Annotated in this window: 12 protein-coding genes; 7 read left to right on the top strand and 5 right to left on the bottom strand. The window is 63.3% G+C overall.

The genetic code is table 11. From position 1 onward, the window contains the following. The first annotated feature begins 211 nt into the window (after positions 1-211). From AC3WOG_RS19015 to AC3WOG_RS19005, 3 genes are all read left to right on the top strand, one after another. A complete protein-coding gene (locus AC3WOG_RS19015; protein ID WP_492579385.1) occupies positions 212-4,915 on the top strand; it encodes a glutamate synthase-related protein in 4,704 nt (1,567 codons plus the stop codon). Between the two features lie 120 nt (positions 4,916-5,035). After that, positions 5,036-6,505 (top strand): glutamate synthase subunit beta, encoded by a 1,470-nt coding sequence (locus AC3WOG_RS19010; protein WP_492579384.1) that lies wholly within the window; start codon positions 5,036-5,038, stop codon positions 6,503-6,505. A 432-nt stretch (positions 6,506-6,937) separates the two neighbouring features. Continuing rightward, positions 6,938-7,870 (top strand): tyrosine-protein phosphatase, encoded by a 933-nt coding sequence (locus AC3WOG_RS19005; RefSeq protein ID WP_492579383.1) that lies wholly within the window; start codon positions 6,938-6,940, stop codon positions 7,868-7,870. A gap of 191 nt (positions 7,871-8,061) precedes the next feature. On the opposite strand, the gene AC3WOG_RS19000 is transcribed toward AC3WOG_RS19005, so the two are convergent. Both AC3WOG_RS19000 and AC3WOG_RS18995 read right to left on the bottom strand, forming a co-directional pair. Continuing rightward, entirely contained in the window at positions 8,062-9,333 is a 1,272-nt protein-coding gene (locus tag AC3WOG_RS19000; protein ID WP_492579382.1) for an ATP-binding protein, read from the bottom strand. After that, complete coding sequence (locus tag AC3WOG_RS18995) at positions 9,330-10,070, bottom strand: response regulator (protein ID WP_492579381.1); 741 nt, start codon at positions 10,068-10,070, stop codon at positions 9,330-9,332. Before AC3WOG_RS18995 ends, AC3WOG_RS19000 begins: the two co-directional genes overlap by 4 nt. A gap of 419 nt (positions 10,071-10,489) precedes the next feature. On the opposite strand from AC3WOG_RS18995, the gene AC3WOG_RS18990 reads away from it, so the two are divergent. The 4 genes from AC3WOG_RS18990 to AC3WOG_RS18975 all read left to right on the top strand — a co-directional run bounded on the left by AC3WOG_RS18990 (position 10,490) and on the right by AC3WOG_RS18975 (position 12,361). Further along, positions 10,490-10,672, top strand: a complete 183-nt coding sequence (locus tag AC3WOG_RS18990; RefSeq protein ID WP_492579380.1) for a hypothetical protein — start codon at positions 10,490-10,492, stop codon at positions 10,670-10,672. Positions 10,673-10,716: 44 nt separating this feature from the next. Continuing rightward, positions 10,717-10,884: a DUF6726 family protein gene (locus AC3WOG_RS18985; RefSeq protein WP_492579841.1), complete on the top strand. Its 168-nt coding sequence runs from the start codon at positions 10,717-10,719 to the stop codon at positions 10,882-10,884. A 3-nt stretch (positions 10,885-10,887) separates the two neighbouring features. Then, positions 10,888-11,598, top strand: a complete 711-nt coding sequence (locus AC3WOG_RS18980; RefSeq protein ID WP_492579379.1) for a hypothetical protein — start codon at positions 10,888-10,890, stop codon at positions 11,596-11,598. Positions 11,599-11,689: 91 nt separating this feature from the next. Further along, positions 11,690-12,361, top strand: coding sequence for a flagellar basal body L-ring protein FlgH (locus AC3WOG_RS18975; protein WP_492579378.1), 672 nt, complete (start codon positions 11,690-11,692; stop codon positions 12,359-12,361). Between the two features lie 48 nt (positions 12,362-12,409). Here AC3WOG_RS18975 and AC3WOG_RS18970 read toward each other — a convergent pair whose 3' ends face one another. The 3 genes from AC3WOG_RS18970 to AC3WOG_RS18960 all read right to left on the bottom strand — a co-directional run bounded on the left by AC3WOG_RS18970 (position 12,410) and on the right by AC3WOG_RS18960 (position 14,401). Next, positions 12,410-13,150 carry a response regulator gene (locus tag AC3WOG_RS18970; RefSeq protein ID WP_492579377.1) on the bottom strand — a complete coding sequence of 247 codons (741 nt, stop codon included), beginning with the start codon at positions 13,148-13,150 and terminating at the stop codon, positions 12,410-12,412. Between the two features lie 88 nt (positions 13,151-13,238). Beyond that, on the bottom strand, positions 13,239-13,880 hold the full coding sequence (locus tag AC3WOG_RS18965) for a hypothetical protein (RefSeq protein ID WP_492579376.1): 642 nt from the start codon (positions 13,878-13,880) through the stop codon (positions 13,239-13,241). 59 nt (positions 13,881-13,939) lie between these two features. Next, positions 13,940-14,401 (bottom strand): hypothetical protein, encoded by a 462-nt coding sequence (locus tag AC3WOG_RS18960; RefSeq protein WP_492579375.1) that lies wholly within the window; start codon positions 14,399-14,401, stop codon positions 13,940-13,942. Positions 14,402-14,468 lie beyond the last annotated feature (67 nt).

Raw genomic sequence — 14,468 nt, 5'->3', positions numbered from 1 at the left:
AATTAGCCGCAATGCACCAACTTGATAATAGGGGTCGTACCATCAGGTTTTGTTTGCTATTCCATTGATTCGTCGCGTATATTCCGAATTCCGGCGCTTTTTGGTACGCGTAGCATCGAGCGTACTGAGCCGCCGTCGTGGTTGCGATGCGAACTGCGGCAATAGAAAAACGGTTTAACGGCCTGTCCGGCCCCTCACAGACGGTGTCCCCATGAACGACCACCAGCAACCGACTCACCCGGTTCCCGCCGCGCAAGGTCTTTACGACCCGCAAAACGAGCACGACGCCTGCGGCGTCGGCTTCGTCGCTCACATCAAGGGCAAGAAAAGCCACGAGATCATTCAACAAGGCCTGAAGATTCTCGAGAACCTCGACCACCGGGGCGCCGTCGGCGCCGATCCGCTAATGGGCGACGGCGCGGGCATCCTGATCCAGATTCCGGACGGTTTCTATCGTGAGGAAATGGCCAGGCAAGGCGTCGTTCTGCCGCCGAACGGCGAGTACGGCGTCGGCATGGTCTTCCTGCCGAAGGAACACGCATCGCGTCTCGCATGCGAACAGGAACTGGAACGTACGGTGAAGGCCGAAGGCCAGGTCGTGCTGGGCTGGCGCGACGTGCCGGTCGACCACACCATGCCGATTTCGCCCACCGTGAAGGCGAGCGAGCCGCTGATCCGCCAGATCTTCATCGGCCGCGGCAAGGACATCATGGTGACCGACGCGCTCGAGCGGAAGCTGTACGTGATCCGCAAGACCGCGAGCCACCGCATCCAGGCGCTCAAGCTCAAGCACGGCAAGGAATACTTCGTGCCGTCGTGCTCGGCGCGCACGGTCGTCTACAAGGGTCTGCTGCTGGCGGGCCAGGTCGGCGTGTATTATCGCGACCTGCAGGACGAGCGCACCGTCTCGGCACTGGCGCTGGTGCACCAACGCTTTTCGACCAACACGTTCCCGGCGTGGGAACTGGCTCACCCATACCGGATGATCGCCCACAACGGGGAAATCAACACGGTGAAGGGCAACGTCAACTGGCTGAACGCCCGTACCGGCGCGATCGCGTCGCACGTGCTCGGCGACGACCTCCCGAAGCTGTGGCCGCTGATTTATCCGGGCCAATCGGACACCGCCTCGTTCGACAACTGTCTCGAACTGCTGGTGATGGCTGGCTACCCGCTCGTCCACGCAATGATGATGATGATCCCGGAAGCCTGGGAACAGCACACGCTGATGGACGACAACCGCCGCGCGTTCTACGAATACCACGCCGCGATGATGGAGCCGTGGGACGGACCCGCCGCGATCGCCTTTACCGACGGCCGTCAGATCGGCGCGACGCTCGACCGTAACGGTCTGCGTCCCGCGCGTTACATCGTCACCGACGACGACCTCGTGATCATGGCGTCGGAGGCGGGCACGCTGCTTATCCCCGAATCGAAGATCGTCAAGAAGTGGCGTCTGCAGCCGGGCAAGATGTTCCTGATCGACATGGAACACGGCCGCATCATCGACGACAAGGAACTGAAGGACAACCTCGCGAACGCCAAGCCGTACAAGAGCTGGATCGACGCGGTCCGGATCAAGCTCGACGAAATCGAGCCGAAGGCCGAAGACGTCGTGACGGAGCGCCGCGAAGCCGCCGCTTTGCTGGATCGCCAGCAGGCGTTCGGTTATACGCAGGAGGACCTCAAGTTCCTGATGGCGCCGATGGCGCAAGCGGGTGAAGAAGCCGTCGGTTCGATGGGCAACGACTCGCCTTTGGCGGTCATGTCCAACAAGAACAAGACGCTCTATCACTACTTCAAGCAGCTGTTCGCCCAGGTGACGAACCCACCGATCGACCCGATCCGTGAAAACATGGTGATGTCGCTGGTGTCGTTCGTCGGTCCGAAGCCGAACCTGCTGGACACGAACAACATCAACCCGCCGATGCGTCTCGAAGTGTCGCAGCCGGTGCTCGACTTCAAGGACATCGCGAAGATCCGCGCGATCGATCAGTACACGGGCGGCAAGTTCAGTTCGTATGAACTGAACATCTGCTATCCGGTGGCCTGGGGCAAGGAAGGTATCGAAGCGCGTCTCGCGTCGCTGTGCGCGGAAGCTGTCGACGCGGTGAAGTCCGGCTACAACATGCTGATCGTGTCGGACCGCAAGACCGACCGCGACAACGTGGCGATTCCGGCGCTGCTCGCCACTGCCGCGATCCACACGCACCTCGTGCAGCACGGTCTGCGCACGAGCGCGGGTCTGGTCGTCGAAACCGGCTCGGCGCGTGAAACGCACCACTTCGCGTTGCTCGCGGGCTACGGCGCGGAAGCCGTGCACCCGTACCTTGCAATGGAAACGCTCGGCCAGCTCGCAGCCGGCCTGAAGGGCGACCTGTCGGCGGAAAAGGCGGTCTACAACTTCACCAAGGCAGTCGGCAAGGGCCTGCAGAAGGTCATGTCGAAGATGGGCATATCGACCTACATGTCGTACACCGGCGCGCAGATTTTCGAAGCCGTCGGTCTCGCGGAAGATCTGGTCGCGAAGTACTTCAACGGCACCTCGTCGAAGGTTGGCGGTATCGGCCTCTTTGACGTGGCGGAAGAAGCGATCCGTCTGCACCGTGAGGCGTTCGGCGACAACCCGGTGCTCGCGAACATGCTCGACGCGGGCGGCGAATACGCCTACCGCGTGCGCGGCGAAGAACACATGTGGACGCCGGATGCGATCGCCAAGCTGCAACACTCGGCGCGCAGCAACTCGTATCAGACGTACAAGGAATACGCGCATCTGATCAACGATCAGACCAAGCGCCACATGACGTTCCGCGGCCTGTTCGAGTTCAAATTCGACCCGTCGAAGGCGATCGCCCTCGACGAAGTCGAATCGGCGAAGGAAATCGTCAAGCGTTTCGCCACCGGCGCGATGTCGCTCGGTTCGATCAGCACGGAAGCGCACGCCACGCTGGCGGTCGCGATGAACCGCATCGGCGGCAAGTCGAACACCGGCGAAGGCGGCGAGGACGTGAACCGTTATCGCAACGAACTGCGTGGCATTCCGATCAAGAACGGCGACACGATGAAGTCCGTGATCGGCGATGAAGTGATCGTCGACATTCCGCTGAAGGAAGGCGATTCGCTGCGCTCGAAGATCAAGCAGGTGGCGTCGGGCCGTTTCGGCGTGACGGCGGAATACCTTGCATCGGCCGATCAGATCCAGATCAAGATGGCGCAGGGCGCGAAGCCGGGCGAAGGCGGTCAGTTGCCGGGCCACAAGGTGTCCGAGTACATCGGCAAGCTGCGTTACTCGGTGCCGGGTGTCGGCCTGATTTCGCCGCCGCCGCACCACGACATCTACTCGATCGAAGATCTGGCGCAGCTGATTCACGACCTGAAGAACGCCAACTCGGCGGCCAGCGTGTCGGTGAAGCTGGTGTCGGAATCGGGCGTCGGTACGGTGGCTGCGGGTGTCGCGAAAGCGAAGGCCGATCACGTCGTGATCGCGGGCCATGACGGCGGCACGGGCGCTTCGCCGCTGTCGTCGGTCAAGCATGCCGGCACGCCGTGGGAACTGGGTCTGGCCGAAACGCAGCAAACACTCGTGCTGAACCAGCTGCGCGGCCGTATCCGCGTGCAGGCCGACGGTCAGATGAAGACCGGCCGCGACGTCGTGATCGGCGCGCTGCTCGGCGCGGACGAGTTCGGCTTCGCGACGGCGCCGCTCGTCGTCGAAGGCTGCATCATGATGCGCAAGTGCCATCTGAACACCTGCCCGGTCGGCGTCGCGACGCAAGATCCGGTGCTGCGTGCGAAGTTCCAGGGCCAGCCGGAACACGTCGTCAACTTCTTCTTCTTCGTTGCGGAAGAAGCGCGCGAAATCATGGCGCAACTGGGCATCCGCAAGTTCGACGACCTGATCGGCCACGCCGAACTGCTCGACATGAAGAAGGGCATCGAGCACTGGAAGGCAAAGGGTCTCGACTTCTCGCGCGTGTTCTATCTGCCGCAAGTGCCGGCTGAAGTCGCACGCAAGCACGTCGACGCGCAGGACCACGGTCTTGAGAAGGCGCTCGATCACACGCTGATCGAGAAGGCGAAGGCCGCGATCGAGAAGGGCGAGCACGTCTCGTTCATCCAGCCGGTGCGTAACGTGAACCGTACGGTCGGCGCGATGCTGTCCGGCACGATCGCGAAGAAGTACGGCCACGACGGCCTGCCCGACGACGCGATTCACATCCAGTTGAAGGGCACCGCGGGTCAGAGCTTCGGCGCGTTCCTCGCGAAGGGCATCACGCTGGATCTGGTCGGCGACGGTAACGACTACGTCGGCAAGGGCTTGTCGGGTGGCCGCATCATCATTCGTCCGACCAACGATTTCCGCGGCAAGTCGGAAGAAAACATCATCTGCGGCAACACGGTGATGTATGGCGCGATCGAAGGCGAAGCATTCTTCCGCGGCGTCGCAGGCGAGCGTTTCTGCGTGCGTAACTCGGGTGCGACGGCGATTGTCGAAGGCACGGGCGACCACGGCTGCGAATACATGACGGGCGGCACGGTCGTCGTGCTCGGCGAAACGGGCCGTAACTTCGCGGCCGGTATGTCGGGCGGTATCGCTTACGTATACGACCCGGACAGCACGTTTGCCGGCAAGTGCAACAAGTCGATGGTCGCGCTCGATCCGGTCTTGCAACAGGCCGAACAGGAACGCACGGTCGACAAGGGCTTGTGGCACAGCGGCGCAACGGATGAAGCACTGCTCAAGGGGCTCATCGAACGTCACTTCCAGTTCACGGGTTCGCCGCGTGCAAAGGCGCTGCTCGAAAACTGGGACGCGTCGCGCCGTCAATTCGTGAAGGTGTTCCCGACCGAATACAAGCGCGCGCTGGGCGAGATGGCTGCGAAGAAGGCGAACAAGGAAGTGCTCGCCGCCTGACTGGCCAACCCGCTGTTCCGTCCGAAGACGTCACATTTAGCCGTACCCGCCGCCTCTCGATTGTTCGACGCGCGGCGGGTGTAGATCACCCCACCTGATACAGATAGAGAAGAGAACCACATGGGCAAGGCAACCGGTTTTCTCGAGTTCGAGCGCCGCCACGAGGCGTACGAAGCTCCGCTCACGCGTGTGAAGCACTACAAGGAATTCGTCGCGGCACTGACCGACGACGAAGCGAAGATTCAAGGCGCGCGTTGCATGGACTGCGGCATTCCGTTCTGCAACAACGGCTGCCCGGTGAACAACATCATCCCGGACTTCAACGACTTGGTGTTCCATCAGGACTGGAAGAACGCGATCGAAGTGCTGCACTCCACCAACAATTTCCCGGAGTTCACGGGCCGCATCTGCCCGGCGCCGTGTGAAGCGGCGTGCACGCTCGGTATCAACGACGATCCGGTCGGCATCAAGTCGATCGAACACGCGATTATCGACAAGGCGTGGGCCGAAGGCTGGGTCGCACCGCAGCCGCCGAAGCACAAGACCGGCAAGAAGGTCGCGGTGGTCGGTTCCGGCCCCGCCGGTTTGGCCGTCGCGCAGCAACTCGCGCGCGTGGGGCACGATGTGACGGTGTTCGAAAAGAACGACCGCATCGGCGGCCTGCTGCGTTACGGCATTCCTGACTTCAAGCTGGAAAAGTGGCTGATCGATCGCCGCATGCGTCAGATGGAAGCCGAAGGCGTGACGTTCCGCGCCAGCGTGTTCATCGGCAAGCCGGATTCGCTGCCGGCGCATATCGGCAACATGGCGAAGGAAACCATCACGCCGGCCGAGCTGAAAGAACAGTTCGACGCCGTGGTGCTCACGGGTGGTTCGGAAACGCCACGCGATCTGCCGGTGCCGGGCCGTGAGTTCGAAGGCATCCACTACGCGATGGAATTCCTGCCGCAGCAGAACAAGGTCAATGCCGGCGACAAGGTTGCGAACCAGCTGCTCGCGAAGGGCAAGCATGTGGTCGTGATCGGTGGTGGCGATACGGGTTCGGACTGCGTCGGTACGTCGAACCGTCATGGCGCGAAGAGCGTCACGCAATTCGAACTGCTGCCGCAACCGCCGGAAGAAGAGAACAAGCCGCTCGTGTGGCCGTACTGGCCGATCAAGCTGCGCACGTCGTCGTCGCATGACGAAGGCTGCTCGCGCGATTGGTCGGTGGCGACCAAGCGTCTCGAAGGCAAGAACGGCAAGGTCGAGAAGCTGATCGCCGCGCGCGTCGAATGGAAGGACGGCAAGATGCAGGAAGTGCCGGGCTCCGAATTCGAAATGAAGGCCGATCTGGTGCTGCTCGCGATGGGCTTTACGCAGCCGGTCTCGCCCGTGCTCGAAGCATTCGGCGTCGACAAGGATGCACGCGGCAACGTGCGTGCGTCGACCGAAGGCGACAAGGCGTATTACACGTCGGTGGATAAGGTGTTTACAGCGGGCGATATGCGCCGCGGCCAGTCGCTGGTGGTGTGGGCGATTCGCGAAGGCCGCCAGTGCGCGCGTTCGGTCGATGCGTTCCTGATGGGAGATTCGGAACTGCCGCGCTAAAAGTCTCCGGCCGGTTCATGCCTGCGGGCATGAAAGCCGGCCACAGCTTGCAGGAAGTGGTGGAGACGACAAAGCGGTATATCAAAGCGGTAAAACGAAGCCGGGCACCTGAGAGGGTGACCCGGCTTTTTAACGTCCGCTGAGTATTTGGCGTGCTATTTGCGCTTCATTCCCGAGGTGAGTCCCGCGATACTTGCCGGGCTGACCGGGCAGAATCATTTATAAACCAATTACAAAAGAAAAAGCCACCGCCGTAGGCATACAGATCAAGGAAGAGCCAATGCCACAAGGGACACAACCAAACCCGCCCGGGAGGGCAAAAAACCAAACCCGGTTCCTTACCAACTACTACCATGTAACCCAAAAAATATATCCCCCCGTTAAACTGCGCTGGCAGCGCCCAAGCTGCAAAAACCACCTTTACGTCACTCAATGCCCGCAACTGGAAAAACCTGCTCGCCACATCTCCGCCCCGCGAGCACACCCTTGCGGGTAAGGGCATCCCCGTCGCGTCGCGCGTTCCTGAAAGGCTCAGCGGGCGTCCTGCTGCTATCCAGTCTAAGCAGTTCGCTGCTCTCCGCCTGCGGCGGCGGCAACCTCGGCGCCGACCAGCCGGAAACCCCGCGCCTGGCGTCGGTCAACAACTTCCGGGATGTGGCAGGCGCTGCGGCGGGCTACCCAACCGTCGACGGTAAACAGATGCGCCGTGGCGCCTTCTATCGCGCGAACGCGCTAACACTCAGCGCAACAGACCAGGTCACCGTAGACAAACTCGGCATCCTCGCGGTCTACGATCTGCGCACACCCGGCGAAATCGCGCGCACCGCCGACATCCTGCCGGTCGGCGCGGCATCGCAAGCCATCAATGTCCTCGGCACGAGCGACTTCGTCGTGCCCTCGCTCGATTCGGCCGCCGCCGCCGTCGCATTCATGGAGGCCGAGGCGCGTGCGTTCGTCACAGGCGCTGCCCAGCGCGCCAGCTTCGGCACGCTCCTCACGCAGCTCGCCAGCGGGGCCGGCGCGCAGCTGTTTCATTCGAACGCAGGGAAGGATCGCACCGGCTGGGTCGCGGCTTTGCTGCTCAGCATCGCCAACGTGCCGATCGACGTCATCATGCAAGACTATTTGCTGAGCAACGTCTATTCGGCCGCGTCGATCAAGGCGAGCACCGACACGCTACGGTCGCAAAACGGCGACGCAGTGGCGGCGATCGAGGCGCCCTTGTTCAGCGTTCAGGAAAATTACCTGCAGGCGGGGTTCGATCAGGTGCAGGCGAGCTACGGCACGATGGCGAGCTATCTGACGCGAGGCCTCGGGGTGTCTCAGGCGACGATCGATAGCTTGCACGACCGCCTCGTGGCCTGAATCGCGACGGCCGAGGCGTATTCGCCGTGTCGGCAAGTGCAGGCGAAAAAAAGTCCGCCCGAAGTAAACAGGGCGGACAGAGAAGGGCGGCATCGAGGTTGCCGGGGCTGACTATAAGGCCGCAGCCACCCGGAAAACCTATCCAGTAAGGGTGCGTAAGTGGGTACATAAGCGCCGGCGCACAATCCTTCTCACGCTTCTCCCAATCCAGCCGGTAGTTCGATCCGCACTTCCAGGCCGCCTTTTGCATGATTGCGCACATGACAGCGGCCGCCGCGATCGTGCGCGAGCCGCGCGACGATCGCCAGTCCAAGGCCGCAATGGCCTTCGCCGCCACGTGCGGCGTCGAGTCGTACGAATGGTTTCATTGCCGCGGCGATGCGGTCGTCGGGAATGCCCGGGCCGTGATCGCGCACGCTAATGACCCAATGCTGGTCATTACGCGCAGTCGCGATATCGACCGGCGGCGCGCCGTGCTCGAGCGCGTTGTCGACGAGATTCGTCACCAGCCGGTCGAGCAGCGTGCGCGGCAGCCTGAATGACGAACCGGCCTGCAGATCGAGCGTGAAGAGCGGCGTCTCGGTGCTGTCACTGGCGGAAAACTGTTCTTGCAGAAACGCGTCGACTTCGACCGGCGGCCCGGCGTCGGCGGATTGACCGGCGAATTCCAGAAACTGCTGGACGATGTTGGTCAGCGAATCGACGTCGCGGATCAGGCCCGCGCGCTCGCTTTCCGCGACCAGCACGCTCGCGCGCAATTTGAGCCGCGTCAGCGGCGCTTTCAGATCGTGCGCGACGCCCGCCAGCATCACCGCCTGGTCGTCGCCGGCTTCGTTCAGACGCCGCATCATGTCGTTGAACGAGCCGATCAGTTCGCGCAGTTCGCGCGGGCCCTGCACGGTGACGGGTTCAGGCCGTCCGCCGGAGCCGAACTCAAGCGCGGCTTCAGCCACGCGCGACAAGGGCCGTTGCATCTGCCAGACCGCCAGCAGCGACAGAATCAGCGCGGCCAGCAGCATCGATACCGATTCGACGAGAAAGTGCGGGCGCGGCGGAACGTCGACCGGCACGACTACCCAGTTCGATTTGCCGGGGAACAGTACCCACAACTGAGGCGGGCGCAAATCATCGACGGCAATCTGCGTGCCGGGCGGCAAGTTTTCGCGCAGATGCCGGCTCAGTTCGACCAGCGGATGACGGGTCGGCGTGTGCAGATGGACGCTCGCCGGCATGTTCCAAGTCGGCACGAGGTGCACGCGCATCGCGGGCGCGAGCGCGGCGCCCTTGATCGGCTCGCCGTTGAGCGCCTGTAGCACCAGCAGAATGCCGCGCGCGAAGCCGTCGATTTCATGGCGCGGCGGCTGCATCACCACCAGCACGAACCAGCCCGCCTGAATCGCGAACAACACCGCCGTCGACAGCAATGCCATTCTGCCGAACAGCGTGTTCAGCGGGTTTTTCATGCGGTTGAGGCGGCCTCGTCGGCGAAGGGCGTGCCGTCGGCGTCGGGCACGAACACGTAGCCTTTGCCTCGCACCGTTTGCACGTAGCACGGGTTGGACGGATCGTCTTCGATCACCCGGCGCAGGCGCCAGATCGGCACGTCGAGGCTGCGGTCGCGAAAGGCGAGATTGTCGCGATGCACGAGATCGTGAATCAGTACGCGCGACAGCACCTTGTACGGATTGTTGACGAAAATCTTCAGCAGCGCGAACTCACTGTCGCGCAGCGGGAGCTTCGAATCGTCGCGCGTGAGCGAACGCGTGGCGAAGTCGAGTTCGAATGGACCGAAGCGATACGGTTTGCGGGCCTCGGGCGCGCTGGTGGTGGAGGGGCCGCGGCGGCGCAGCACCGTATGGATCCGCGCGAGCAACTCGCGGGGATCGAACGGCTTGGTCAGATAATCGTCCGCACCCAGCGAGAGCCCGACGATACGGTCGGCCACCGTGCCGCGCGCCGTCACGAAGATCACCGGGATGTCGTCGCCGGCGGCGCGCAACGCAGTGAGCGCGCGCAGGCCGTCGGTGTTCGGCATCATGATGTCGAGCACGACGACCGACGGCCGTTCACGTTCGAGCCGGCGTTGAAGATGGGTGCCGTCGTGCAGCACCGACGCGTCGAAGCCGTTCGATTGCAGAAACTTGCATAGCAGATCGCGTACGACCGGGTCGTCGTCGACGATAAGGACCTGTGGATTCATGGCGAAATTCTAGACTGGCGCGCACGGCGCGCGGCCGACTGTTTTCTTACCAATGCTTACGGAGCTTCGCGCCGCGCGTGCGGCCTTCCGCGCGAGGGCCGTCGCCAAAGGCTCACCGCATATTTCAACATTGCCATATTCGGCAACCCGTGCAGCGGGGCTGAAGACGTTTCGCATCGCTGATATTCCTCCGATGAAAGAATTGGCGCGCGATCGCAACGACTGGCAACGACTGGCAACGAATCGCAATGGCTCGTAAGAACCGCCGAAAAGCGCGCTTTTCTTCGTGCATCGCCACCTCGCGTGCGGCGAGATGATTCGTCGTGCAGTACGTTGCGCCGCATGTCGAAAACAGCCTAACGCCTTGGGCCCGCGACAGGCGGCGTGAAATCGAAACCTAGCGCCACGCGAGGCTCATCATGACCGTTCATAGCAATCTCAGTTCAACCCGCTTTTCTTCACTAGCGCCCACGCCGGCGGCGGAGAAGCCAGCGGCTCCGGGCAGCCAGTCGGCGACGCCGCAAGCACGGGGCACCGCCACCCAGGCGTTGCCGCCGGTGCCTGCCGGGCTCGTCGGGCATAACGTCAACACGACCGCCTGACCCCCGAGGCCCGTGTGTCGACCCCGAAAATTTTAGACCGCTTCATACGTGTCGCTGCGTGGTTGACGCTCGGCGCGGCGCTGCTGCCGCTCGGCGGCTGCGGCGTTGCCGCGCTGCCGTGCCGGCTGGCGTCGGCGACGCTGAAAATCGTCCCGGTGATCGGCCATGCGGCGGCCACGCCGTTCGACGCGTGTTCATCCGCCATCGACTGAATCATGACACTCAAACGGATTGCCTGTGCATTGGCGCTGCTCGGCGCAATGTCCCAGTTGGCCGCACAGGCGCAGCCGGCGGGGCGCGAAGCGGCGGCCAGCGCGGCGTCGAAGGGTGCGTCCGCCGATGCGCGCAAGCGTTCGCAGGACGCCCCGTTTGCGTTTCGCGGCATCGCGCTCGGCATCACGCTCGACGAATTCCGTTCGGGTTCGACCGTGCGGGCGACGCCGCTCGGCAGCGTGCCTGTCTGCGAGACGGATGTGCAGGCGGGCGCGCTCGGCATGCGCCTGAAATCGCACGAGAGTCTGACGGTCGCGTGCCGCTGGGCGCATCGCGGCGACGAAGGCTGGGCCGTGTCGCAAGCCGTCGTCGACGGCGCACCGGCGCAGGAGCATGTGCTGCGCTTCGCTCGCGTCGACGGGCAGAGCGCGCTGCGTCTGTACGAGATTTCTTTCGTGATCGACGAGGTCACCGCCGAAGACCTGCGCGACGCGCTTGCCGACCGTTACGGCGCGCCGCGTCTGGTCACGCAAAAAGCGTCGTCGTCCGGGGCGATGCCGATGTATGTCTGGGAAAACACCGTGAGTTCGATCACGTTGTGTTTTCTGCCCGGCACCCGCAACGGCACGCTCACCTATCTGCTGAAGGGTTCGGACGCGTGGGCGAAATCGGTCGTGCGGCAATGGGAGGCGAGCGGCGCCGAGGCGGGTTGATGCGCCGCTTCGGCTACCGCGCGTGTGACCGTTTCCGCACGAGGGCCGCAAGGTCCGTTTTTAATCTGGCCGGTCCGGCCAAGGAGCACGCATGACTGCGCTACGTCTCACTGTCGCGCTAAGCGCGGCGGCCTGCCTCGCGGCTTGCGCGAGCAGCAACCAGAACTCGATCGTCGAGACGCCGATGTCGCCGCCGCTCGCGTCGACGCCGCTGAACGTCAACACGCAGGGCGCGATCTATCAGGCCGGCACCCCGCTGCTGCTTTACGAAACACCACGCGCGCAGCATATCGGCGATGTGCTGACGATCCGCCTCGCGGAGTCGTATAGCGACAGCAATAGCTCGACCGCGGCGGCGAACCGTTCCAGCAGCATTACCGCGGACGCCGCCGATCATTCGACCAACGCGGCCGCGCGGCTCGCGAGGCTCTTCAACATCGGCTCGGCCAGCACCGAGTACAAAGGGCAGGGCAGTCTCACCGATGTCAGCGGCATGACGGGCACGTTGGCGGTCACCGTGATCGGCACGATGTCTACCGGCAATCTGGTGGTGTCGGGCGAGAAGGTTATCGCGATGAGCGGCAACCGTGACCGCTTGCGCCTGTCCGGTATCGTCAATCCTAAGGATATCGAAGCAGGCAATTATGTTGCTTCGAGCAAAGTCGCGAACGCGCGCATCGAGCAGGCCGGCGTGGGGATGGTGTCCGACGCGACGACGATGGGCTGGCTGCAGCGAATGTTCCTGAGCGTGCTGACTTTCTAGAATCAGCGTGTCGGCGCCTCGAGTGCGAGGCGCACTTCGTTTTACGCGCTAAGCGAGCGGCGGCGCGCTACGCTCCGCCGCGCCGATTTCGCCGTCCGGCACGAACACATAGCCACGTCCCCACACGGTTTGCACGTAGCGCGGCTCGGACGGATCGACTTCGATCAGCCGCCGCAAACGCCAGATCGACACATCCAGGCTGCGATTGCGATGCGCCTCGCTATTGCCGTGCAGTTTCTCAAGCAACTGCGCGCGCGTCAGCACGGTCATCGCGTGGGTGACGAACACCTTGAGCATCGCGAATTCGCTGGAGCGCAGCGTGATGCGTTCGCCGTCGCGGCGCAATTCGCGTGCTGGGAAGTTCACCTCGAAGCGGCCGAAGCGATACGGCGCACGATGCTCCGGCGCGCTCGGCGCAATCGCGCCACGGCGGCGCAATACCGTACGAATTCGCGCGACCAGCTCGCTCGGTTCGAACGGCTTGCCGAGATAATCGTCGGCGCCGAGTTCGAGACCGATCACGCGGTCGATCACGTCGGCGCGCGCGGTCAGCAGAATCACGGGAATATCGTCGCCGGCGACGCGCAATGCACGCAGCGCACTGATGCCGTCGAGCTCCGGCATCATGATGTCGAGCACGACCAGCGCGGGACGGTCGTCCTGTAATTTACGCTGCAACGCCATACCGTGTTCGAGCACGGAGACCTTGAAACCGCGCCCTTGCAGATATTGGCTGACGAGCTCGCGTACGACGGGGTCGTCGTCGACGACCAGAATGGATGGGTTCATCCAGGTCATCTTAGTGATCCGCGCGAGCGGCGCAAAGCGCGTAACGCTTTCGAATCCTTTCCCGTGTAAGAGAAAGCAAGCGGCCTGCTCAGTTGGCCTGGGAAGTTTGAATGGTCTGCATCGGCTGCGGACCGAGGGCGGTCTGATCGACCACCATCCGGTCAATCAAACCGTTGAGCTTGGTCGACGCGCTGGAGAAGCGATCGGCGTTGAGGCCGCCGGTCTGGTAACGCGCGGTGACCAGAATACGGCCGTGCTGGAGCAGCGTCAGATCGATGATCGACAGGTACTGAACCGATTCGTCGCTGAACGAGCGGCGGCCGTAATCGATCGCGGCGTTATAGACGAGCCGCGCCTCGCAACCGGCCGGCGAGGTACCCGGATTGTAGACATCCGAACGAATACCGCGCCGCTCGAGCGCATGTTGCAGCGCCGGCACAAAATCGCCGACCGACACCGCCTGATTCACTTCGATGCAGACGTTATGCACGGTGGCCGGCCGGCCGTTGACGAAGGTCGGCGACGAATAGTTCGCCGCGATCGCGTAGCCCGCCTGAATCACCGAACCGGTGGCGTCGGCCGCCGAGATCAGCGTCCATGCGCAGCCGTTCAGGCCGAGCGCCAGGAGGGTGGATGCGGCAAGCCGGGCGCCGGGCCGCCGCAACATGACCCACCCAGCCAGTGAGGCCCGCTTCAAAGCGATAGCGCGCGAGCTCGGCGTGAAGGTCATGGTGCGGGGTGCCTCGCGACTGCAAACAGGGCGATGGATAACGGCGATCAAGCGCACGCTCAGCGCGTGACGCGCAGGCGCAGTTCGTTTTGCCCTTGCACGCTCGCAGTGACGTTGACGCGCCGCTCGGCGGTGGTCACGATGAAATGCTGCCGCGTCGGCGTGTTGACGTCGTGCACGACGTTCGGAAAACATGCGGCGATATCGGCGCCGAATTCTTCGAGTGGATCGTTGACGATGCCGTCGGCTTGCCAATGTGCGCGCCAGTGGCAATCGTACGAGTGGCTGTTCGCGCGGCAATCGTCCGCGTCCGGCAACCCCGGCAGTTGCGCGGCAGGTTGTGCGTGCAGTTGCTTGAAGTCGGCTGCTTCGACGATGTGTTTGAGCGCGGGGCAAACGTCCGCCGGCTCGTTGGGCTGGGTGGCTTGCGCAGCGTATGCGGTGCTCGAGAGCAGCAACGCTGCGCCGAGAGCAAGCGCGAGGCGCTGGGTCAAAGGATGGGCGCGGCGATCGAATGACATGTGCGAAGAGTCCAGTAGCAGTGAATGGCGTGGCGGGCCGGACGTGGTATGGCCCGCACGGCAATCG

The organism is Paraburkholderia sp. FW306-02-B (genome assembly GCF_058782725.1).
The sequence above is the reverse complement of the archived record's forward strand: the minus strand, read 5'-3'. Positions and strand labels throughout refer to the sequence as shown.